We start from the raw sequence: 20,045 nt of genomic DNA on the forward strand, positions 1-20,045 counted from the left end.
GTGATAGGGGTATAATTGCCCTACGCTTGGCCATTTTTCATTAAAAGACGTTAATCCCAAAACCGAGTATTTGTGGGTTTTTGGAAGAAGAAATTTTCACGTTCATATGACATCGATTTCTGCCTTTTTGCGCCGTGGGGGGCAAATTTTGGGTCTTGTAGCCTTATTCTTGCCTGTTCTGGACGCGCAGGCGCAAGTAAGGCCTCCCCGCACGCGCGTGTACCCGCGCCCCGCCCCGCCCACCGACTCGCTCACGGATGAGCTGGTAGGCAAGGAAAAGGAATTTGCTAACCCCTCCGTCTTGGGTCAGGGCCCCAGTAAAGGCCTGATTTTTCACTACGAGCGCACCACCGGCTTCGATATCACTTCCAACTCGCGCAGTAGCGACTTCACAGATCGGTCAGGGCGCGTAAGCAACAACGACCGCTTCATCGTGAAAGGCTACATTCCGGTCTGGAATCGGCCGCACCTTAAGATGGTGGTGGGCGTGAATTATGAGCGGGAAGAGTTTGAGTTCGAAAACCGCCCCACTGGCTACACGCTCTATGACGAGCTGGAGGAAAAAGGCCTCAAAACGCTTGGTACTCAGCTGGTGGTGCTGCGGCCCATTGATGAGCGCAACTTCATATTGGGCCGGGTAAAAGGCGAGCTGAACGGCGACTATACGTCCTCTGAGCTAAGGCTCAAGGACTATCTGCGCATGTCATACGAGCTGGTGTATGGCTGGAAAAAGTCGCCCACGTTTTCCTGGGGCATTGGTGCGCAGCTGGGCTACACCTTCGGCCGGCGCAGCATCTATCCAGCCATCATGTACAACCGCACCTGGAGCGACCATTGGGGCGTAGAAGCGTTGTTTCCGGCGCGCGTGCTGGTGCGGCATAACGCCTCGGCCAAGTCGCTGCTGTTTGCCGGCTACGACGTGAATGGTCTGAGCTATATCCTCAAATTCCGGGAAACCTTACCCATCGACCCCACCCTTACCACCGTGGAGCTGCGCGAAACCGAGCTGAAGGTGCGTGGCCGTTGGGAGCGGGAAATCTATGATTTCCTGTGGTTTGGGGCTGAAGGCGGCTACCGCTATAACAACTCGTTTGATGTGTTCGACCGGCGCAACGGCCGCACGAAGGTCATCGACAACAAGCTGGCTGGTACGCCTTATTTCAGCCTGGAATTATTCATTGTGCCGCCGCGCCGCTTCCTGAAGCAATAATGTAGCAACAATAAAAAAGCCCCCAGCTACGTAGCTGGGGGCTTTTTTGTTCCTGTCCTTCCTGTCCGTTAAGCGGCCGGCTTCTTCCGGGGGCTTTTTTGCCTGCTGGTTTGGCCCCGGCTTTTTCCGTTGGGCGGGCTTTGCTTAGCTTTTTCAGGTATTCGTAGGTGGCTAGCTGGGCGCGTACCTGAGGGGCATTTTTGTCGTCCTGGCCGATAAAGTTGTTGTGAAAATCTCTGGACTTTACGTTGTCCTGGCGTTGCAGGTCGAGCAGGTGGCGGACTTCAGCGCGGATTTTAGGGTCGAGAATCGGAAAGCCGACCTCCACCCGGCGATCCAGGTTGCGGGCCATCCAGTCGGACGACGCTACAAACACCTTTTCATCGCCATCGTTGCCAAATACATACACGCGGGCGTGCTCCAGGTAGCGGTCCACGATGCCGCGCTGCTCGATGTTCTCGCTTTGGCCGGGCACTTGCGGAATAAGGCACGAAATACCGCGCACCAAAAGCTCGACGCGGACGCCGGCTGCGCTGGCTTCATACAGCTTATGAATCATGCGCTCATCCTGCAAGGCATTTACTTTCAGAATGATATAAGCGTCTTTGCCGGCTTTGGCCAATTCTATCTCCCGGTCTACCAGCTCGTTGAGCCGGTCGCGCAGCTCAAAGGGAGCCACCAGCAGATACTCGAAGCCATCTTTGGCCTGACGATCCAGGAAGTAGTCGAACACCCGGCTTACCTCGTTGGTCAGCCGCTCATCAGCGGTAAACAGGCCGTGGTCGGCGTAAATCTGGCTGGTTACTTCGTTGAAGTTGCCCGTGCTCAGGTAGGCGTAGTGCTTGGCCTTCTCATTCTCGGTACGCGTCACCAAAGCGAGCTTGCTATGCACTTTTAAGTCAGGAATGCCAAAAATGACATTGGCGCCGGCATCTTGCAGCTTCTCCGCCCAATACATATTCGACTCCTCGTCGAAGCGGGCCTTAAGCTCTACTACTACAGTCACTTGCTTGCCCTGCTTGGCTGCCTTCACCAGCGCTTTGGCCACCTCGCTTTTAGCCGACACCCGATACAAGGTCACGCCAATGCTGGTAACGGCCGGATCGAGGGCCGCTTCAGTCAGAAAGCGCGTGACGTACTCGAAGGACTGGTAGGGGAGGTGAAGCAGGTGGTCTCGCTCGGCAATGGCGGCCAGCATACTGCCCGCACCGCGCGGCAACGTAGGATGAGGCAGCGGCGGCTGGGGCGGAAAAGTAAGATCGGGGCGGCCGACGTCCGGGAAGCCGAAAAAGTCGCGGAAGTTGTGGTAGCGGCTGCCCGCCACCAGCTCGCCTTTGCCGATGCCGGTTTTCTGCATCACGGCCCGCAATACCTCATTTGGCATGGCTGGGTCGTAGAGCAGGCGGGCCGGGTAGCCCGTTTCGCGTTTCTGCAAACTGCTCTTAATCTTGGCCATCAGGTTGCCGGATACTTCTTCCTGAATATCCAGTTCCGCATCGCGCGAAATTTTGATGGCATGCACCTGCACGCGCTTGTACTGCGGAAACAGCTCGGTTGCGCAGCACCGAATCACGTCGTCCAGGAACAGAACGTAGCGCTCTTCGCCCTCCGCTGGGAGCTGCACAAAACGCCCCCCGTGCCGTTTGGTAGGGAGTTCCATGACTAATATCCGCTCGTCGGGCTGATGCTTTTTCTCCTTCACCGGCTCGGTGAGCAGAAAGGTAAGGTACACGCTTTGGTCCTTAAGAAACAGGTGGTGCAGGTTGTCGTCGAGGCTGACGGGCGAGAGCAGATCGCGCACCTTTTCGCGGAAATACTCCTCCACCCACTCCCGCTGCGTTTCGCTCAAATCGTGGTCGGAGAGCAGATGAATGTGCTGGCGATGCAGCTCCGGCAGAATACTGCCCCGAAAGGTGTCGCCAAAAGCTTCCTGCTGTTTATTTACCTCGGCCAGCAGGTTTTTGAGCTGTTCGGCCGGGTCTTCGCCCAGCTTGGCGCGGGTTTTTTTCTTAAGCTTCACTAGGCGGCGCAGCGTGGCCACGCGCACCTTGAAATATTCGTCCAGATTCGACGAAAAGATGGCCATAAACTTCAGCCGCTCCAGCAGGGGCACTTCCGGGCTCTGCGCCTCTTGCAGCACACGGGCATTGAACGCCAGCCAGCTCAACTCCCGGTTCAGCAATGTGGGGTGGGTCTTGGGGGCATTTCCATGTGTTTTAAGGGTATTACGTTAATGATCAGGGCAAAGCGCTACGCCCGCCGACTGCCTTATACGGCAAGCCGCCGCAACTTGAGGCTTTCGTGTGGTATTTACTGACGAGGTAAGTCTATTCCTTGTCCCGGGGATGGTCGTAGAAATAATACTCAGAGTTGGTTCGATCCACGTGGGCCCAGTGGTCGGTATTGAAGCGCAGGCACACGATAGCGGCCGTCGTCATTTCAGGTATCTGACTGGGAGAGAGTAAGTTGGCGAAATCAGTAATGGTGTTGTTGTGGCCCACCAGCAACACCGAAGTAGCCTCATTGGGCAGCTCGTGTACTACCCGCATCAGGTCGTTTACATCGGCCTGATATATTTTCTCCACCACTTGAATCTTCTCGTGCGGGTACTTCAGCACGCTGGCCACCAGCGCCGCCGTGCTGAGCGCGCGCACCGCCGGCGAGCTAACTAGCAAATCCAGCTGTATGTGGCGTTTCGCCAGCGCCTCGCCCATAGCCGGAGCATCTGTACGCCCTCGGCCATTCAGGGGCCGCTCCCGGTCGCTCAGGTCGTCAAAGTTCCAGCTCGACTTTGCATGGCGCATCAGATACAAGGTTTTCATAAACAAAAAGTTGGAATGGGGATTCTATACTACAAACGTTATGCGGGTTTCGGCTAAATACCAATCCGGGTCCACGAATTTAAACGATTCGATCTTTTAGGCTAAAGCAGGTAATATAAAAGCACATATTCACGTCTAATCGCTGAACTGAAAGTCAGCGCAGCTAACAACCGAAACCAAGCCGGCCTTAACAAAAAAGCCCCCAGAAGTATTCTGGGGGCTTTTTTGTCGTTGTCAAATGCAGGTTACTCCTCTTCAACTATGGGTTGCTGGTTAGGATAGCGTTGGTAGTGCAGCTTGGCTACGTGCCGAGCCAGTAGGTCTCGCAGCTCATCGATATTGGTGCGCTCCTGCGCCGAAATAAAGATTACCGGGTCGTGCATTTTGGCCATGTACGTAGCTTTCAGCTGCTCCAATGACGGCCGCTCGGGGGCGTCTTCGTCCGCATTCATGCCTTCAAACTGCTGCTCCGAGGCGTTAGCGGTATCGGTGCTGTATTGGTCTATCTTGTTAAACACCAGCAGCATCGGCTTGTCGGCAGCGTTGATGTCCTTGAGCGTGTCGTTCACCACCGCAATCTGCTCCTCAAACGACGGGTGCGAAATATCAACCACGTGCACCAGCAAGTCGGCCTCGCGAATCTCGTCCAGCGTGGATTTAAAGCTCTCGATCAGGCGCGTGGGCAGCTTGCGGATAAACCCTACCGTGTCGGAAAGCAGAAACGGCATGTTTTCCAGCACCACCTTCCGCACCGTCGAGTCGACGGTAGCGAACAGCTTGTTTTCGGCAAACACATCGGAGCGCGACAGCATGTTCATAATGGTGCTTTTGCCCACGTTGGTGTATCCCACCAGCGCCACGCGTACCACGCCCGTCCGCGACTTGCGCTGGGTGTTGCTCTGCTTATCAAACGTTTCCAGCTTTTCCTTCAGAAAGTCGATCCGGTCGCGTACTACGCGGCGGTCAGTTTCAATCTCGGTCTCACCCGGTCCGCGCTGACTTACGCCACCACCACGCTGCTTGTCCAAGTGAGTCCAAAGACCCGTCAGGCGCGGCAACAGGTATTGATACTGAGCCAGTTCTACCTGGGTGCGCGCCGTGGCCGACTTCGCCCGCCGGGCAAAGATGTCGATGATCAGCAGAGAGCGGTCCACGATTTTAACCTTCAGTTCCGCCTCCAGGTTGCGCAGCTGCGACGGCGAAAGCTCATCATCAAAAATGACCATGCTCGCCTTCGTATGGTTCACGTAGGCCTTGATTTCGGCCAGCTTGCCCTCGCCCACGAAGGTGCGCGTATCCGGCTTTTCAAGGCGCTGCACAAAGCGCTTCGTGACCTGTGCGCCCGCCGTTTCGGCCAGAAAAGCCAGTTCGTCGAGGTATTCCTGGGTGGTGGCGTCGGGCTGGCGTTTGTCAGGTACAGCCACCAGAACGGCCGTTTCGGCCATCACGGCGGTATTATACGTGCCCGTGGCGGGGTCGCGGGTGGGCTGGCTGCTGTCGGCGCTATCGGTGGTATTGTGCCGGTTGCTGGTGGTTGGGTTCCAGCTATGTGAATTTGTCTTTTTTGCCATGTCAGTTAGAGTAATGTTCAGGCGCTGTCGCAGCCGCTCAGGAGCGGCGGCTAGCGCAAGGTGAGGGAATACGCGGCGACCTGCTCAATTTCCTCTTCGGTGAGCGAATCCTTGAACGCCGGCATCTTGCCCATGCCCTTGGTAACTATGTACACGCGGCCGTTGGTATTTAGGTTGCTTTTGGTGAGGTCGCGGGCACCATTATTTCCCAGCTTTCCATCGGGGCCGTGGCAAACCACGCAGCGTTCCGCAAAAATGGCCTGCCCAGCGGCCAGCGCATCCGTTTCCAGAGTGCCCAGAATAGCAGCCGGCGCGGCCGGATCAGGCTCGGGCAGGGCCGCGGGGGCCGACTGTATCGGATCAGCAGATTGGCAGGCCGCTACGCTCAAAAAAAAGCCCCCCAAGGCTAGCTGGCGCATTAAATAAGCAGTTGTTAACTTCATTTCTGGATCTATAACACACAAACGCGGCGCAAAGTACCATTGGTAAGGTGCTTGGTTGCAATCTTTTCGGGGCAGGCCTTCTACCTTTGCGCCAAATTTTGCCTGCCTGATGCGCGTTGCTATCGTTATTAATACCTCCTGGAATATCTGGAATTTTCGCCGCAGCCTGGTGAAAGCCTTACAGGCCGCCGGCCACGAAGTGCTGGCCATAGCGCCCCCCGATGATTACTCCGCCCGCCTCGAAACCGAATTAGGCTGCCGCTTTGTGCCCATTCGTATGGAAAACAAGGGCACTAATCCGTTGAAGGATGCTCAGCTCACGCGGCGCTTCTACAAGATTTACCGCCGCGAGCGGCCCGATGTGGTGCTTCACTACACCATCAAGCCCAATATCTACGGCACGCTGGCTGCCAAAATTGCCGGTATTCCGAGCGTGAATAACGTGTCGGGGCTGGGCACGGTGTTCATCATTCGCAACATGGTGAGCCGGGTGGCGCTGGGCCTGTACCGGTTTGCGTTTCGGTTTCCAAAGCGGGTGTTTTTCCAAAACGACGATGACCGCCAGCTTTTTCTGCAGCACGGTTTGGTGCAGCCGCATATCACAGACCTGCTGCCCGGCTCCGGCGTGGACGTTCAGCGCTTCCGGCCGGCCGCTGAGTTTAGCCGGCAGCAGCCCTTTACGTTTCTGATGGTGGCCCGGGTGCTGTACGAAAAAGGCGTGGAAGAGTATTTTGAGGCGGCCCGCCTGGTACGCGCAGCCGTGCCCGGCACCCGCGTGCAGCTGCTGGGCGGTGTGGATGAGTCGGGAAACATTGGGGTGAAGCGCGCGGTGCTGGACGAATGGCTCCGCGCCGGCCATATCGAGTATCTGGGCACTTCCGATAACGTGGCCGAACACCTGGCCCAGGCCGATGCGGTGGTGCTGCCCTCGTACCGCGAAGGCACCCCCAAAACCCTGTTGGAAGCCGCCGCTATGGCCAAGCCCATCGTCACGACCGATGTGCCGGGTTGCCGCGAAACCGTAGAGAACGGCGTGAACGGCCTGCTCTGCCAGGTTCGCGACGCCCCCGACCTGGCCGCTAAAATGCTCCAGGTTCTGCGCCTCAGCGACGCGGAGCTGGCTACCATGGGCCGCGCCAGTCGCCGCTTGGCCGAGCAGAAATTTGATGAGCAGCTGGTGTTGGATAAGTATCTGCGCGTAGTAGCCGAGGTGGAGAAACAGCGTACGTAAGCTGCACTAAGGGCCAACGTGCCGCCGCATAGTCTTTAGATTTAGAATTGAATTAGATAGAAGAAATGGAAATTAAGGAGCATGCCATCAGCGGCGTTTTTGAATTCACGCCGCGCGTATTTACCGATGCCCGAGGGGCTTTTTTTGAGTCGTTCAGTGCTCGAGAGTTGGCCAAAATTGGCATTACGGACGAGTGGGTACAGGACAATCAATCGTCGTCGGCGCGGGGCGTATTGCGGGGCCTGCATTTTCAAAAGCCGCCTTATGCCCAAGCCAAGCTGGTGCGCGTAGCGGCCGGTCGCGCCCTCGATATTATCGTGGATATACGGCCTGGTTCGGCCACCTATGGTCGGTCCCTGAGTGTGGAACTGGATGCCCAGCGCTGCAATGTGCTGTACGTGCCTATCGGCTTTGCCCATGGCTTCGTGGCGCTCGAAGACGACACCTTGTTTCTGTATAAGTGCTCCAACTACTACCACCCCGGCTCCGAGGGTGGCCTGCACTGGAACGACCCGACCCTCAACATCGACTGGCAAATTACCGACCCCAATGTGTCAGATAAAGACCTTATACTGCCGTTTTTCGCTGACTTTAAGAGTCCTTTTTAGAAACAAGAATTACAAGGCGACTACTCACTAACTAGCCGGTCATGCAGCGGCAAAGCCGACGCAGCTCGCGCGCTGATGTTGGGTTACCAATCCAGCTAAACACGCGAGCTACGTCGGCTTTGCCGCTGCATGACCGGCTTTTTGTTGTTCCGGGTTATCAGATTTACAATAACTCCACCAGCGTTTCCAGGCCCATTCCTCTGGACCCTTTTACCAGAATCTGGGAGCCGACTGGGGGCTTTTTTGCAGCCACGCGGCGGCTTCGGCTTTAGTGGGGAAATAATGAAAGGCTGCGTTAGCGGCGGCGGCGTGGCGCATGTCGGGGCCGCAGAGCACGATGGTATCAAGGTTTTGCTTCGCCAGCAATTGGCCTAAGGCCCGGTGCTCGGCCTCGCTTTCGTTGCCTAGCTCAAACATATCACCCAGAATCGCCACTTTTTGCCCCCCGCCGGGCCGGGCGGCAAAACTGCCGATAGCCGCCGCCATCGACGACGGATTGGCATTGTAAGCGTCCAGAATAATTTCGTTGCGGGTGGTGCGCACCAGCTGCGAGCGGTTGTTGGTGGGCGCGTAGCTGGCCAGCGCCTCGGCTATGTCGGTGGCCGGTACGCCAAAAAAGCCCCCCACGGCCGCCGCCGCCGCCAGATTGGGGAAGTTGTAGCCGCCCGTGATTTGGGCTTCCACCTTCGTGCCATCGAAGAGGCGAATAACCACTTGTGGATCAGTGCTGATCAGCTCAGCGGGATACGTGTCAACGGGGTTGGGGTAAGTAACGACGTGGCTGATATTCGCCGCCAAGGCCGGCAGCTTCGGGTCGGCGGTATTGATGAAGCCCGTGCCGCCCGTAGCGGCCAGAAACGCGAACAGCTCGCCTTTGCCTTTTGCCACGCCGGCCTCGCCCCCAAACCCTTCCAAGTGCGCTTTCCCGATGTTGGTAATCAGGCCGTGGGTGGGCTCGGCCAGCTCGCTCAGCAGCGCTATTTCGCCCTGATGGTTGGCCCCCATTTCCACGATGGCCAGCTCGTGCTCCTGAGGTCGAATGCTTAGCAGCGTCAAGGGCACCCCGATATGATTGTTGAGGTTGCCGCGCGTGTACTGCACCCGATAGCGCTTGCTTAACACGCTGTTTATAAGCTCCTTAGTAGTGGTTTTGCCGTTGGAGCCCGTAATAGCCAGCACCGGAATACTGAGTTGCCGCCGATGGTGCTGGGCTAACTGCTGAAGCGCCAGCAGCGGGTCGGTGGCGTAGGTGTAGCGCTCAGGATCGGTGGCCGCCAGGTCGGCATCATCAACTACGGCGTAGCGGGCGCCTTTGGTCAGGGCCTGGGGGGCAAAATCGCGGCCCCGAAAGCTGGGGCCGTTCAGGGCAAAAAACAGCGTGCCCTCCTGCGCCTGCCGCGAATCGGTGCTGACGGCCGCGCACTGCTGAAACCGGGAATAAAGGGCCGCTATATTTTTCATGGGGTTGTCGGAAACTTAGGGACTAAATCTGGGTTCTTAATCGTTACTTGTCCAGTATGCTGCTGCCTGTTTGCTCCCGTTGGTTTATTGTGCTATTCCTATTGCTTCCGGCGCTGCGAGCGGCAGCCCAATCGGGGGTGCCGTTTGGCTTTGAGCAGCGGGCGGTGGCAAAAGTAACGCACGGCTCCCAGACGCTGGCTAACCCGTGGGTAGGGGGGCTAAATTCGCCGCAATTCTCCGCTATCGACCTCAATAACGATGGCCAATCCGATCTGTACATCTTCGATCGGCAAACCAGTCGCTCGCTTACTTACCTCAATGTAGCCGCTGCGGGTGGGGGCCGCGCCTGGCAATACGCGCCCGAGTACGAAGCTTCATTCCCCACCGACCTGCTGAATTGGGTGCTGCTGCGCGACTACGATTGCGACAATCGCCCCGACATCTTCACCTTCGCCAATGGCGGCGACATTCGCGTATTCCGCAATGTGGCGGGCGCGTCGGGGCGGCCTTCTTTTGAGCTGGTCAGCAATCAGCTGATGTTTTTTAATAACGCCACCAACAACGGCAACATCGTAACGGGCAGCTCCAACCTGCCCGCCATTCAGGATGTTAACGGCGACGGGCGGCTGGATATTCTCAGCTTCGACTTTGCCAGCAGCACCCGCGTGGAGCTTTATCTGAACACGGCTGCCGGCAACTGTGGCAATCTGCAGTTCCGGCAGGAAGCCGACCGCTGGGGAAATTTTTCGGTGTGTCTGCCGGGGTGCAGCACGTTCGCGTTTGGCAGCGAAGCCTGCGCGGGGGCAAACCTACCCACACCACGGGCTCCAACCTGCTGACGCTGGACCTCGACGGCGACGGCGACCAGGATATTCTTACGGCCCGCGATGCCTGCCCCGAGCTGGTTAGCCTAACCAACCAGGGCACGGCTGCCGTGGCCAGCATGACCAGCGCCAGCCTCAATACCAACTTCCCTTCGGCAGCGGCGCCAGTGCGGGTAATCAACTTTCCGGCGGGCTACTACCTGGATGTGACCTTCGATGGCCGTCCCGATTTAATCGCCGCGCCAGCTCTTTTCGACAACCACGACCAGGTGAGCACGAGCCAATCGGTGCGGCTGTATGAGAATGGCAGCCCCACCGCTGTGCCCAGCTTTACGCTGCGACAGCCCGACTTTTTGCAGGGCGAGATGATAGATGTGAGCGAAGCCGCCGCCCCTGCTTTCGGCGACCTTAGCGGCGACGGCCTGCCGGATATGGTGGTAGCCGGCACCGACCGGCGCGCCGCCGGCTATGCTGCCTATCTGCACTATTACCGCAACATCGGCACCGCTACGGAGCCCAATTTTCAGCGCGTCAGCGACGATTATCTGGCGCTGGGGGCAAAAAATACGCGGGTGTCAAGCCCGTGCTGGTTGATTTGAACCGCGATGGTGCCCTCGATATGGCCTTTTCGGCTACCACCGGCACTACCAGCCAAGTGTTCTATATACTCAATCAGGCTGCGGCCGGGCAGCCCGCCGTTTTCGATATAAATCAAGCCACAGCCATTGCCAATCTGCCCAACCGGGCCCACGATGCGCCCTGCTTCACCGATGTAGACGGCGACGGCAACCTCGACTTACTCATTGGCACGAACGTCAACACCGCTACCACTGGCACGGCGCGCTACGGCATTCAGTATTTTCGCCACAACGGCAGCACCACTCCGGCCCAGACTTATACGCTGAGCACTACTACGTTCGGGCAAATTCAGAGCGCGGCCGGCAACCTGCATCCCACCGTCGCGGACTTCGATGGCGACGGCAAGCCCGATCTGCTGACGGCCGATGCCAGCGGTGAGCTGCGCTTCTACGCCGATTTCCGGACTCAGCTTCTCACGCCCACCGCTCCATTTGTCGGTCGGGCCGATATTATCTATAATGGGCTGCTGAACGCGTATCGATCAGCTCAGCTGGGCGTTCAGCGGAGCGCGGAAGGCAAAAACCGCCCGGCACCCGTCGCTGCTGATCTTAATGGCGACGGCGCTCCGGAGCTGCTGGTGGGCATGGAAACTGGCGGCATCACGGCTTTTGCTGCTCGCGGCCGCGTGCTCAGCACCAATCCGGCCGCCGAAGCCGCGCTGGAGCTTCGGCTGTTTCCCAATCCGGCCACCGGCACCGCTAGCCTCGAAGCAGCCCAGCCCGTTCGCCTGACGGTATTGGACCTCACCGGCCGCCGCATCCGCACGGTTGCCGAGTCCGCCCGCCTCCATACCCTCGACCTGACCAACGTAGCCGCTGGGGTGTATTTGGTGCGCGCCGAAAGCACAAACGGCGAAATAGCTGCCGTCCGCCGCCTCTTGGTGCGTTAAAAAAGCCCCCCAGCTCTTGACTGGGGGGCTTTTTTACTTGCTATTACTTAACCGCCACTGGCTGCCCGATCATGAATTCGTCGGCGTCGAGCAGGGCGGGGAAACGCTCCCGAAAGGCCTCCAGATCTTTGCGGCGCAGCGTGCGGGTGATGCCGGTTTCCTGATTGCCCACTTCCACCAGATACTCGCCGCACATATCAATCAGGGCCGAGTCGCCGGCGTAGGCGTGGTCGTTGCCATCGGTACCAACCCGGTTTACGCCCATGGTATACGCCACGTTTTCAATAGCCCGGGCGCGCAGCAAAGTCATCCAGGCCATGCGCCGGACAGCCGGCCAGTTGGCTACATACAGCAGCAGGTCGTAGGGCGCCGCAGCCGGGTTTCGGCTCCAGACCGGGAAGCGCAAATCATAGCACACCAGGGGGCAAATTCGCCAGCCGCGCCACTCTTCTATCAGCAATGTGCTGCCGGCCGCGTACACGTTGTGCTCGCCCGCCATCCGAAACAAATGCCGCTTGTCGTAATGGCTGAGGGTTCCATCGGGTCGCGCCCAGATCAGGCGGTTATAATACTGGCCGTCCTCACGGATAATCAGGCTGCCCGTCACCACGGCATTCCGGCTTTCGGCGGCGGCCAAAAGCCACGCCACGCTAGGCCCATCCATGGTTTCAGCCAGCTCAGGCGCCTTCATGGAAAAGCCCGTCGTGAACATCTCCGGCAGCACAATCAGATCAGTTGCTACCGGCAAATCCTGAATATAGCGCAGCAGCCCGCTTCTATTTGCTTCTGGGTCATGCCATTGCAAGCTGGCTTGTATGAAGGAAACAGTTAGATCAGCCACGGCAAGAGTAGTATAAGTAGGTGGTTATGATAACGTAAAAAGTACGCTTAAGTACGCGCCAATATCGTGCCTTTTATAATAATGTATATATATTTTTAAATTATTTAATGACACTTACCACGCATGTAACCGTTTTGCGGCCGCAGTAAGGGTTTCGGGCTGTTTAGCAAAGCAAAACCGCACAAGCCCATGATCGGTGCCGTCGTGGTAGAAGGCCGAAACGGGCACTACCGCTACGCCGGCCTCGCGGGTAAGGCGGCGGGCAAAGCTGACATCATCTTCACCGGGCGCAATAGCATCGTAGCGCGCCAGCTGGAAGTAAGCGCCCTGCGTCTGCAATAATTCAAAGCGGGTAGGAGCCATCAGCTCCACAAACAGGTCGCGCTTTTGCTGGTAGAAATCCGGCAGCGCCTCGTAGTGCGCAGCATCGGCCAGCACATCAGCCAGCGCATGTTGGGTAGGCGTGCTCACACTAAACGTCAGAAACTGGTGCACCCGCCGCAGCTCTGCCGTGAGCAGGGCCGGTGCAATGCAGTAACCCACTTTCCAACCCGTAGCATGATAGGTTTTGCCAAATGATGACAGCACAAAGCTGCGCTCAGCCAGGGCCGGATACTGTAAGGCGCTGCGGTGGGCCTGCCCGTCAAAGGTCATGTGCTCATACACTTCGTCGCTGAGCAGCAGCGTGGGCGTGTCGGCGAGCAATGCGGCTAATTGCTGCCAATCGGCATCGGTGAGTACGGCGCCGCTCGGGTTATGCGGCGTATTAACAAGCATCAGTCGGGTGCGCGGCGTGAGGGCGGCTGCTACTCGTTCCCAGTCGGGCCGAAAATCGGGGAGCAGCAGCGACACGTACACGGGCACGCCGCCCTGCAAGCGAATAGCTGGCCCGTACAGATCATAAGCCGGTTCGAGCACCAGCACCTCATCGCCGGGCCGCACTACGGCCGCCAGTACCGCATACAGCGCCTCCGTAGCCCCGCTCGTAATCGTGATGTCGGTATCGGGGCTGGGGGGCAAAATGCCGTAGAGCTGGGCGGTTTTCTGGCTGATCTGCTCGCGCAGGCGCGGCAAACCGGGCATCGGGGCGTACTGGTGGTGCCCACTGGTTTGCGCATGGCGGGCCAGCGCCTGCGTAAGCACCTGCGGCGGATCATAATCGGGGAAGCCCTGAGCCAGATTGATGGCGCCGCATTCGGCGGCCAGCTGCGACATGACGGTGAAAATACTGGTGCCTACATCGGGCAGCTTGGACGCAAAGGCAGGTAAAGCCATACAATCAATGAATCAATGGATAATCTTTAATAAAAAAGTCTTGCCAGAATGCCGCGAGCTGCATTCAGCAAGAGGCAAAGCAGAGCGACAAACAGCGCCTAAGTTTACGCAGCCCAGCCCACATTATCAGAAACAAGGCGCTTACTTCAACTCCCACAAAAAAGCCCCCCACATCCGGCGTGGGGGGCTTTTTTGCTGTGATACTCAACTAAGCGCTTACAGCGGCGACTTGAGCAGCTTCGGAAACATTTTGCGGAACTTCTCCACTTTAGGAGTAGATACCGACCGCACGTATGGCTCGTCGGGGTGCAGACGATAGTAGCCTTGGTGGTAATCTTCGGCGGGCCAGAACTCCGTGAAGGCCGTCATCTGCGTCACGATGGGGTTAGGATATTGCTTCGCCGCATTTACGCGCTGAATAGCAGCCGTAATCTGCTCTTTCTCCTGCGGTGTGCGGTAAAAAGCAACCGACCGATACTGCGTGCCCGCGTCGGGACCCTGGCGGTTCAGCGTGGTTGGGTCATGGGCAGCGCGGAAGAAGACGTCGAGCAGAGTCGCGTAGCTCACCTGCTTAGGGTCGTAATAGATTTGAATCGCCTCCGCATGACCTGTGCGCCCGCTGCCTACCTGCTCATACGTGGGCTTTTTCTCAGGTCCGCCCGCGTAGCCCGATACCACCTCGCGTACGCCTTTTATTTCCTCAAACACTTCTTCAGTGCACCAAAAACAGCCCCCCGCCAGCGTAGCAACGGCTAGTCCCTGCATGTTAGTGGGTGCTTTGCCGGCCGTAGAGCGGGTAGGCTGGGCATCCGAGCGATTCTGCGAACAGGCGGCCACTCCCAGCAGCAAACCCAATAAGTAAAGTTTCAAATGACGTATCATACCTCAATGTACGCAGCACACCCTTGACTGGACGCGCTACCAATACCGGTGAAAACAAAAATCCTTTATAAAGCTAAGCCCAATGATAAGCCGCACACGCTAAGCAGTTTGAGTGTGGCATTTGTTTCGGCTGTGCCACAGTAATCAGGTCTGCCGCCGCTAGTGCAACTAGTAATAATTCAAAATGTTCATTCGCAAGTCAAAGAAGCATATGTTGTGCGGAAAGCATAGTATAGGCAGCGATATCCGTATGCCTCCAATTGACTTTTTCCTTCTATAGCGCAATAGCTTGTGATATAAATAATTGAATTTATCTGGTTCAGCTGAGAGCTGGCATCAGATAGCCGCATAGATTTTGTCTTGTCCTGTATATCCTTAATAATACTGATTATGTAGCTTGTAAACGAAATTCTATTAATCCGCAACTTGGGTTTTCTGTGGTTATGAATAGTATGATTAAAACGTAATAAAAAATATTTCATGCGTATTTCGCTATGCTAAATTATTGTCCAAAAGCCTATTCCAATCCCTTGCACAATGCTGACAATCGTCTCATTTGCCAGTCACAAGAATGGGCATTGTTATTGTTTTCTATATATTACTATTGTTCAATAAAGATAAAATGGGTTTGCTCACGCTGCTCGACGAGCCGCATCTTACCATCTCTTATGATAACCGCAATCAGTGGCTGTACACCGATTGGGTTGGTGCGCAGAATCTGCGGACGCTTCAGCTAGGGTGCGAGCAAATAGTAATGTATCTGCAAGCGGAGCATTGCACCAAGATTCTGAACGATAATACTCGCCTAAGCAGCATTCATGCGCAAGCCAGAAGCTGGATAGAGAAAGGGTTTGTGCAACAGTTAGCCGCCGCCGGCCTGGAGTATATGGCTTGGGTCTACTCGCTCGACTTCGATAGCCGATTCTCCACCGACCTCACCTTATTGCGCAGTACGCAGCCGGTGGTAGTAGGCTTCAATGATTTGGTAGCCGCCTATGCTTGGCTCGAAAAATGCGAGACCCATCCGTCCTCACTTTATATCTGATCAACAGGCGTTGATATAGCATTACGTCCTGTTTCCTGACGATTAAATAGTAATACGGATTTGAAATTTCTATTGGTTAGTCCGCTATCTTACTAATTAGTTATACTATCCTGCTACGTATATGGCTATGCACTCCCTTTTCGATTCACCTCACCTGACGATCTGGCACGACTGTACCAACCACTGGCTGTATGTGGAATGGAAGGGGCAGCTGGATCTGGAAGTAATCAAGGAAAGCTGCAACTATGTGTTGCAGAATGTGCCCCTGACAGGCTTTAATAAGGTATTGAATGATAGCACACAGGCAGTTGGCAATTGGACTGCTGCTTCCGAATGGCTGGGACAGGAGCTGTTTCCCCTGCTTTCTACCGTAGGCTTCAAATACATGGCATGGGTGTATGCCACCGATTTCAATAGTCGGTTTTCCATCGACTCAACGTTGCGTTGCGCTACCAGCCTAGCTATTGTCACGTTCGATGATCTGGACGCGGCCTACACGTGGCTACAGCACGCTGATGAGTTGCACGCGGCCTAAACACAGTTTGCCAGGAGACTATAAGGCGCTAGTCGCGGCTCTGAAGGTAGCTAGCGGTGTGGCCTGATAGGCCGCATATAAGTGTAGCGTGTTGCCGCTGATTTCGAAACGTGTTGTTTGCTCCAGTGCGCTCAAATAGCGCATCTCTACCTCTATTGCTTGGTTGCTGCACCGCATCATGGTGCTGATAACGTGCGGAATAGTTTGTAAACGGATGCTTATCGAAGGCTTAAATGCCGCTCCATGAAGGTGCTCTTTCCCTTTAGCAGTTGTGCCTGGCAGAACTAACTCAGGACGCGTTGCTGGTTGAAGGTCAGGCAGCGACTTGCCATCTAGGGTGCTGAGCACCCAGCGGGTAGGAGGCTGCTGCGTGCCAGGTAGCTGATTACTAGTAGTGTAGCCGCCAAATCCTAGCCCTGCAACAACACACGCACAGGAGAAGAAGCGAATTAGCATAAGCACTGTTTACTTGTCATTTGAGTTCAGCAGCAGGAGTCTTAAAACCCACTACCTGGTTGCATAAGGCAGACGAGACGAAGGTGTGTTTTTCGTAAGTGCGTTACGTTAAGTTGCTTATATAGGAATAAATGTTTGCCGGGGCGAGCTTTATTGGCTGCAATCAGCCTTTTAGAGTAGGGAAATAAATGCTGTAGGCAGGATAACTTCCGGGCACGATGGACGCTTGCTTTCCGGTTACTGCTGAAGTTTATTGCAGTAGTCAAATCTCTATGATGCTGAAACAATTTCTGGCGGCGGCTCTTCTCCTGCTAACGACCTGCCTCGCGCCGGTGCAAGCCCAAATCTTGCCACTGCTGGACCAGAATCCGTCGTCTTTGCGCTGGTATCAGGTGCGCACTCCGCATTTTCAGGTGTTATATCCGGCGGGCTTTGCGGCTCAGGCCCAACTCACGGCTCAGCGGCTGGAACAGGTGTACAAGCCGGTAAGTGCGTCGCTGGAGCGCGAGCCCCGGCCCCTGACGGTTATTCTACAAACCCAGACTACGATTGGGAATGGCTTTGCCACGGTGCTGCCCCGGCGCTCCGAGTTTTATACCACGCCCCCGCAGGACCCGTTTCTGACCGGTACTCTCGACTGGCTCGATCAGCTGGCCATTCACGAGTTTCGGCACATTGTGCAGTACGACAAGGGGTTGCAGGGTATTACCAAGGTCGCTTACTCATTATTCGGCAACGGGGCGCTGAGCACCGCGACTATCGGTATGCCCGACTGGTTTTTTGAGGGCGATGCCGTGGGCACCGAAACCCTGCTGACGCGCAGTGGGCGGGGCCGCATTCCCAATTTTGATATCAGCCTGCGGGCTAATCTGCTGGCTGGGCGGCGCTTCAGCTACAGCAAGGCCGTGGGGGGCTCTTATCGGGATAATGTGCCTAATCATTATGTGCTGGGTTATTTTCTAACTACCAACCTCAAGCGTACCATTGGTCCTGCCGCCTGGAGCCAGGTGCTCAACCGTTATTATCGTTTTCCCATCTACCCGTTTTCCTTTTCCAACAGCCTACGCCGTACGGCGGGGGTGCGGGTAGAAGATCTGTATGCCCGTACCATGAGTGAGGTCGACTCTATGTGGCGGGCGCAGCAGCAGGGCTTGCAGCTCACAGCCGCTACTACTTTTTCCGTGGCTGCTGATCCCAAGATCTTTACGCAATACCGATACCCACAATACGTGACCGACAGCACAGTGCTGGCGGTGAAAACCGGCCTCGGCGATATTTCTCAGCTGGTGCTGCTGGATAAGCAGGGACGGGAAAAAAAGGTGTTTGTACAGGGCTTGGTGAACAACCCCGAAATGCTGTCGGTGGGTGGGGGGCGGGCCTGCTGGCTGGAGTTTCGTTACGATGCGCGCTGGGGACAGCGGGTTTACTCTGAAATAAGAGTGCTCGATCTGGCTTCCGGTGAGCTAACGCACCTTACCCGGCGCAGCCGCTACACTACCGCCGCTCTTTCCGGTGATGGCCAGCGCTTAGTGGCCGTGCGCAGCGACTCAGCCTACCAAAACCGTTTGGTGGTGCTCGATGCCCGGTCCGGTCAGGAGCAGCGCGTACTACCGAACCCCGACAACTACTTGTACATCCAGCCCCGCTGGCTGCCTGACCAGCGCACCGTAGCAGCCGTGTTGCTGAAGCCGGGGGGCAAAACGCTGGCGCTTATCGATACTGAAACCGGCCAGACCCGCGAGCTACTGCCCGTAGCCAACAACAACCTGAGCCATCCGCAGCCGGGGGGCAATTTTGTGTTCTACAACTCACCGCAGTCGGGCATCGACAATGTGTATGCCGTGGAAATCAGCACGGGTCAGGTGAAGCAGGTGACCTCGCGGCCGTTGGGCGCGTATCATGCCGCCATTTCCCCCGATGGGCAGCGCTTGGCTTTTCATGACTTTCGAGTGGAAGGCGCCCGCGTGGCCGAGATGCCGCTGGAGCCCGCGCGCTGGACGACGGCAGCGGCAGCGCCCGTCACGCCGCCCGCTTACACCGATCCTTTGCTCACGCAGGAGCCCGGTTTGGGCACCATCGGCGCCGTGGTGCCCGACTCGGGAACGGTGCTGCCGAGCTTAGCGGTAAGTCGCTATAATCGATTCAATCATCTGTTCAATGTGTTTAGCTGGGGGCTGGTGCAGTCGCCGGATGGGCAAGGCGTGAAATTAGGCGTCCGCTCCCAGGATTTGCTGAGCACCACGGTGGCCGTGGCCGGCGTGGGCTTCGACCAAACCGAACGCACGGGCAACGTCTTCGCTGACCTCAGCTACCAGGGTTTTTTGCCGGTGCTCGACCTCAGCGTGCAGCATGGCAGCCGCCGCACTACCGGATTTGTAGATAGGGGCGCCCCCTCGATAGCGCCAGCACCGACCGCTGGCGCTATACCCAGTTTACTACTGGCGTGCGCCTGCCGCTCAATTTTACGCGCTCCAAATACCTGGAGGGCCTGACCCTGGGTGCCCACTACAGTCAGCAGCAAGTGCGCGACTACGACCTAAGGTCCCGGCGCCTGTCGGAAGTTGGTTTCGGGGGCTCCCTGCACATCGTGCAGTACAGTCTGAGCTATTATCATCAGCTTCTGCAAAGCCGCCGCGATGTAGGTCCGCGCTGGGGCCAGAACCTGAGCGCGGTGTGGCGCACTACGCCTTTTGGGGTCGGCTTGCAGGGGCAGCAGTGGGCAGTGCAAGGCAATCTATACTTTCCGGGGGTGCTCAAGCATCATTCGTTGCGCCTGCGTGGCGGCTATCAGTACCACGATCAATCCCAGTATCAGTTTAGCTCCCTGATAGCGTATCCTCGTGGCCAGTCGTATGTGAGCTTCGATAAATTGCAGACGGGCAGCATAGAGTATCGCCTGCCCGTAGCCGATACGCACTGGACGCTGGGGCGCTGGCTGTACATTCAGCGCATCAAAGCGGGGGGCTTTTTGGACGTAGCCACCGGGCAGCGTCGCCTGGAAACCGACCAAGGACTCCGGAATTTCCGCAGTAACTACACCACGGCTGGCCTCGACGTCACCTTTGTGTTTAATCCTATGCGCCTGCGAACACCCCTTGAAGTGGGCGTTCGGTCTATCTATAATCTGCGCACGGGCCAATGGGAAGTGCAGCCGCTGGTACTCGACATTGGATTCTAGATCCGAAGGCCGTCCAGATTATCACAGCAAGTAGCACTTCCCACCTCCGGATTGTGAAAACAAACCGGGATATGTACAGCTTTTAGCGTTACTTTTCGCCTACCGACCCATCCCAGGTCTTATAAAATATTTTGA

General features: G+C 56.7%; 18 protein-coding genes and 1 pseudogene. 10 read left to right on the forward strand and 9 right to left on the reverse strand.

Annotated features, from left to right (window positions below):
* Positions 1-106 precede the first annotated feature (106 nt).
* Positions 107-1,210: a DUF6268 family outer membrane beta-barrel protein gene (locus H9L05_RS09220; protein WP_187733905.1), complete on the forward strand. Its 1,104-nt coding sequence runs from the start codon at positions 107-109 to the stop codon at positions 1,208-1,210.
* Here H9L05_RS09220 and ppk1 read toward each other — a convergent pair.
* The 4 genes and pseudogenes from ppk1 to H9L05_RS09240 form a co-directional block, all read right to left on the reverse strand.
* Positions 1,176-3,395: pseudogene (gene ppk1 / locus H9L05_RS09225) on the reverse strand (polyphosphate kinase 1); the annotation flags it as partial. The gene H9L05_RS09220 and the pseudogene ppk1 overlap by 35 nt on opposite strands.
* A gap of 142 nt (positions 3,396-3,537) precedes the next feature.
* Positions 3,538-4,032: a SixA phosphatase family protein gene (locus H9L05_RS09230; RefSeq protein ID WP_187733907.1), complete on the reverse strand. Its 495-nt coding sequence runs from the start codon at positions 4,030-4,032 to the stop codon at positions 3,538-3,540.
* 245 nt (positions 4,033-4,277) lie between these two features.
* On the reverse strand, positions 4,278-5,477 hold the full coding sequence (hflX, locus tag H9L05_RS09235; protein WP_187734230.1) for a GTPase HflX: 1,200 nt from the start codon (positions 5,475-5,477) through the stop codon (positions 4,278-4,280).
* Between the two features lie 176 nt (positions 5,478-5,653).
* Positions 5,654-6,022, reverse strand: a complete 369-nt coding sequence (locus H9L05_RS09240; RefSeq protein ID WP_187733908.1) for a c-type cytochrome — start codon at positions 6,020-6,022, stop codon at positions 5,654-5,656.
* Positions 6,023-6,155: 133 nt separating this feature from the next.
* Between H9L05_RS09240 and H9L05_RS09245 the strand changes: the two genes are divergently transcribed.
* Together H9L05_RS09245 and rfbC are read left to right on the forward strand one after the other, a co-directional pair.
* The gene (locus tag H9L05_RS09245) at positions 6,156-7,277 is read left to right on the forward strand and encodes a glycosyltransferase family 4 protein (RefSeq protein ID WP_187733909.1); all 1,122 of its coding nucleotides are present in this window, start codon (positions 6,156-6,158) and stop codon (positions 7,275-7,277) included.
* Between the two features lie 65 nt (positions 7,278-7,342).
* The gene (gene rfbC, locus H9L05_RS09250; protein ID WP_187733910.1) at positions 7,343-7,885 is read left to right on the forward strand and encodes a dTDP-4-dehydrorhamnose 3,5-epimerase; all 543 of its coding nucleotides are present in this window, start codon (positions 7,343-7,345) and stop codon (positions 7,883-7,885) included.
* Positions 7,886-8,095: 210 nt separating this feature from the next.
* On the opposite strand, the gene H9L05_RS09255 is transcribed toward rfbC, so the two are convergent.
* Positions 8,096-9,346, reverse strand: a complete 1,251-nt coding sequence (locus H9L05_RS09255; protein WP_317175164.1) for a UDP-N-acetylmuramoyl-tripeptide--D-alanyl-D-alanine ligase — start codon at positions 9,344-9,346, stop codon at positions 8,096-8,098.
* 56 nt (positions 9,347-9,402) lie between these two features.
* Here H9L05_RS09255 and H9L05_RS09260 point away from each other — a divergent pair, with 56 nt between their 5' ends.
* Genes H9L05_RS09260 through H9L05_RS09270 form a run of 3 tightly spaced genes read left to right on the forward strand, consistent with a single transcriptional unit; the run spans position 9,403 to position 11,698 of the window.
* Positions 9,403-10,185, forward strand: coding sequence for an FG-GAP repeat domain-containing protein (locus tag H9L05_RS09260; RefSeq protein WP_187733911.1), 783 nt, complete (start codon positions 9,403-9,405; stop codon positions 10,183-10,185).
* The gene (locus H9L05_RS09265) at positions 10,110-10,769 is read left to right on the forward strand and encodes an FG-GAP repeat domain-containing protein (RefSeq protein ID WP_187733912.1); all 660 of its coding nucleotides are present in this window, start codon (positions 10,110-10,112) and stop codon (positions 10,767-10,769) included. The genes H9L05_RS09260 and H9L05_RS09265 overlap by 76 nt, the downstream gene beginning before the upstream one ends.
* Entirely contained in the window at positions 10,754-11,698 is a 945-nt protein-coding gene (locus H9L05_RS09270) for a T9SS type A sorting domain-containing protein (protein ID WP_187733913.1), read from the forward strand. The genes H9L05_RS09265 and H9L05_RS09270 overlap by 16 nt, the downstream gene beginning before the upstream one ends.
* A gap of 43 nt (positions 11,699-11,741) precedes the next feature.
* On the opposite strand, the gene H9L05_RS09275 is transcribed toward H9L05_RS09270, so the two are convergent.
* The 3 genes from H9L05_RS09275 to msrA form a co-directional block, all read right to left on the reverse strand.
* On the reverse strand, positions 11,742-12,539 hold the full coding sequence (locus H9L05_RS09275; RefSeq protein WP_187733914.1) for an amidohydrolase: 798 nt from the start codon (positions 12,537-12,539) through the stop codon (positions 11,742-11,744).
* Between the two features lie 114 nt (positions 12,540-12,653).
* Positions 12,654-13,814 carry a methionine aminotransferase gene (locus H9L05_RS09280; RefSeq protein ID WP_187733915.1) on the reverse strand — a complete coding sequence of 387 codons (1,161 nt, stop codon included), beginning with the start codon at positions 13,812-13,814 and terminating at the stop codon, positions 12,654-12,656.
* Between the two features lie 216 nt (positions 13,815-14,030).
* Complete coding sequence (msrA, locus tag H9L05_RS09285) at positions 14,031-14,684, reverse strand: peptide-methionine (S)-S-oxide reductase MsrA (protein WP_373285332.1); 654 nt, start codon at positions 14,682-14,684, stop codon at positions 14,031-14,033.
* 616 nt (positions 14,685-15,300) lie between these two features.
* On the opposite strand from msrA, the gene H9L05_RS09290 reads away from it, so the two are divergent.
* Both H9L05_RS09290 and H9L05_RS09295 read left to right on the forward strand, forming a co-directional pair.
* Positions 15,301-15,741, forward strand: coding sequence for a hypothetical protein (locus H9L05_RS09290; protein ID WP_187733917.1), 441 nt, complete (start codon positions 15,301-15,303; stop codon positions 15,739-15,741).
* A 121-nt stretch (positions 15,742-15,862) separates the two neighbouring features.
* Positions 15,863-16,276: a hypothetical protein gene (locus H9L05_RS09295; protein ID WP_187733918.1), complete on the forward strand. Its 414-nt coding sequence runs from the start codon at positions 15,863-15,865 to the stop codon at positions 16,274-16,276.
* Positions 16,277-16,294: 18 nt separating this feature from the next.
* On the opposite strand, the gene H9L05_RS09300 is transcribed toward H9L05_RS09295, so the two are convergent.
* Positions 16,295-16,732 (reverse strand): META domain-containing protein, encoded by a 438-nt coding sequence (locus H9L05_RS09300; protein ID WP_187733919.1) that lies wholly within the window; start codon positions 16,730-16,732, stop codon positions 16,295-16,297.
* Between the two features lie 272 nt (positions 16,733-17,004).
* Between H9L05_RS09300 and H9L05_RS09305 the strand changes: the two genes are divergently transcribed.
* Both H9L05_RS09305 and H9L05_RS23470 read left to right on the forward strand, forming a co-directional pair.
* The gene (locus tag H9L05_RS09305; RefSeq protein WP_223284843.1) at positions 17,005-19,224 is read left to right on the forward strand and encodes a TolB family protein; all 2,220 of its coding nucleotides are present in this window, start codon (positions 17,005-17,007) and stop codon (positions 19,222-19,224) included.
* Positions 19,176-19,910 (forward strand): BamA/TamA family outer membrane protein, encoded by a 735-nt coding sequence (locus H9L05_RS23470; protein WP_223284844.1) that lies wholly within the window; start codon positions 19,176-19,178, stop codon positions 19,908-19,910. The genes H9L05_RS09305 and H9L05_RS23470 overlap by 49 nt, the downstream gene beginning before the upstream one ends.
* The last annotated feature ends 135 nt before the right edge of the window (positions 19,911-20,045 follow it).

Origin of the sequence: Hymenobacter qilianensis (assembly GCF_014489555.1) — a bacterium.
Lineage (GTDB): Bacteria > Bacteroidota > Bacteroidia > Cytophagales > Hymenobacteraceae > Hymenobacter > Hymenobacter qilianensis.

Excerpts from the sequence above, each read along its gene's own strand:
- H9L05_RS09295 (WP_187733918.1), top strand. The coding sequence starts at position 15,863 with ATGGCTATGCACTCCCTTTTCGATTCACCTCACCTGACGATCTGGCAC.
- H9L05_RS09300 (WP_187733919.1), bottom strand. The coding sequence starts at position 16,732 with ATGCTAATTCGCTTCTTCTCCTGTGCGTGTGTTGTTGCAGGGCTAGGA.
- H9L05_RS09305 (WP_223284843.1), top strand. The coding sequence starts at position 17,005 with ATGATGCTGAAACAATTTCTGGCGGCGGCTCTTCTCCTGCTAACGACC.
- H9L05_RS09240 (WP_187733908.1), bottom strand. The coding sequence starts at position 6,022 with ATGCGCCAGCTAGCCTTGGGGGGCTTTTTTTTGAGCGTAGCGGCCTGC.
- rfbC (WP_187733910.1), top strand. The coding sequence starts at position 7,343 with ATGGAAATTAAGGAGCATGCCATCAGCGGCGTTTTTGAATTCACGCCG.
- H9L05_RS09260 (WP_187733911.1), top strand. The coding sequence starts at position 9,403 with ATGCTGCTGCCTGTTTGCTCCCGTTGGTTTATTGTGCTATTCCTATTG.
- hflX (WP_187734230.1), bottom strand. The coding sequence starts at position 5,477 with ATGGCCGAAACGGCCGTTCTGGTGGCTGTACCTGACAAACGCCAGCCC.
- H9L05_RS09280 (WP_187733915.1), bottom strand. The coding sequence starts at position 13,814 with ATGGCTTTACCTGCCTTTGCGTCCAAGCTGCCCGATGTAGGCACCAGT.
- H9L05_RS09255 (WP_317175164.1), bottom strand. The coding sequence starts at position 9,346 with ATGAAAAATATAGCGGCCCTTTATTCCCGGTTTCAGCAGTGCGCGGCC.
- H9L05_RS09245 (WP_187733909.1), top strand. The coding sequence starts at position 6,156 with ATGCGCGTTGCTATCGTTATTAATACCTCCTGGAATATCTGGAATTTT.
- H9L05_RS09220 (WP_187733905.1), top strand. The coding sequence starts at position 107 with ATGACATCGATTTCTGCCTTTTTGCGCCGTGGGGGGCAAATTTTGGGT.
- H9L05_RS09230 (WP_187733907.1), bottom strand. The coding sequence starts at position 4,032 with ATGAAAACCTTGTATCTGATGCGCCATGCAAAGTCGAGCTGGAACTTT.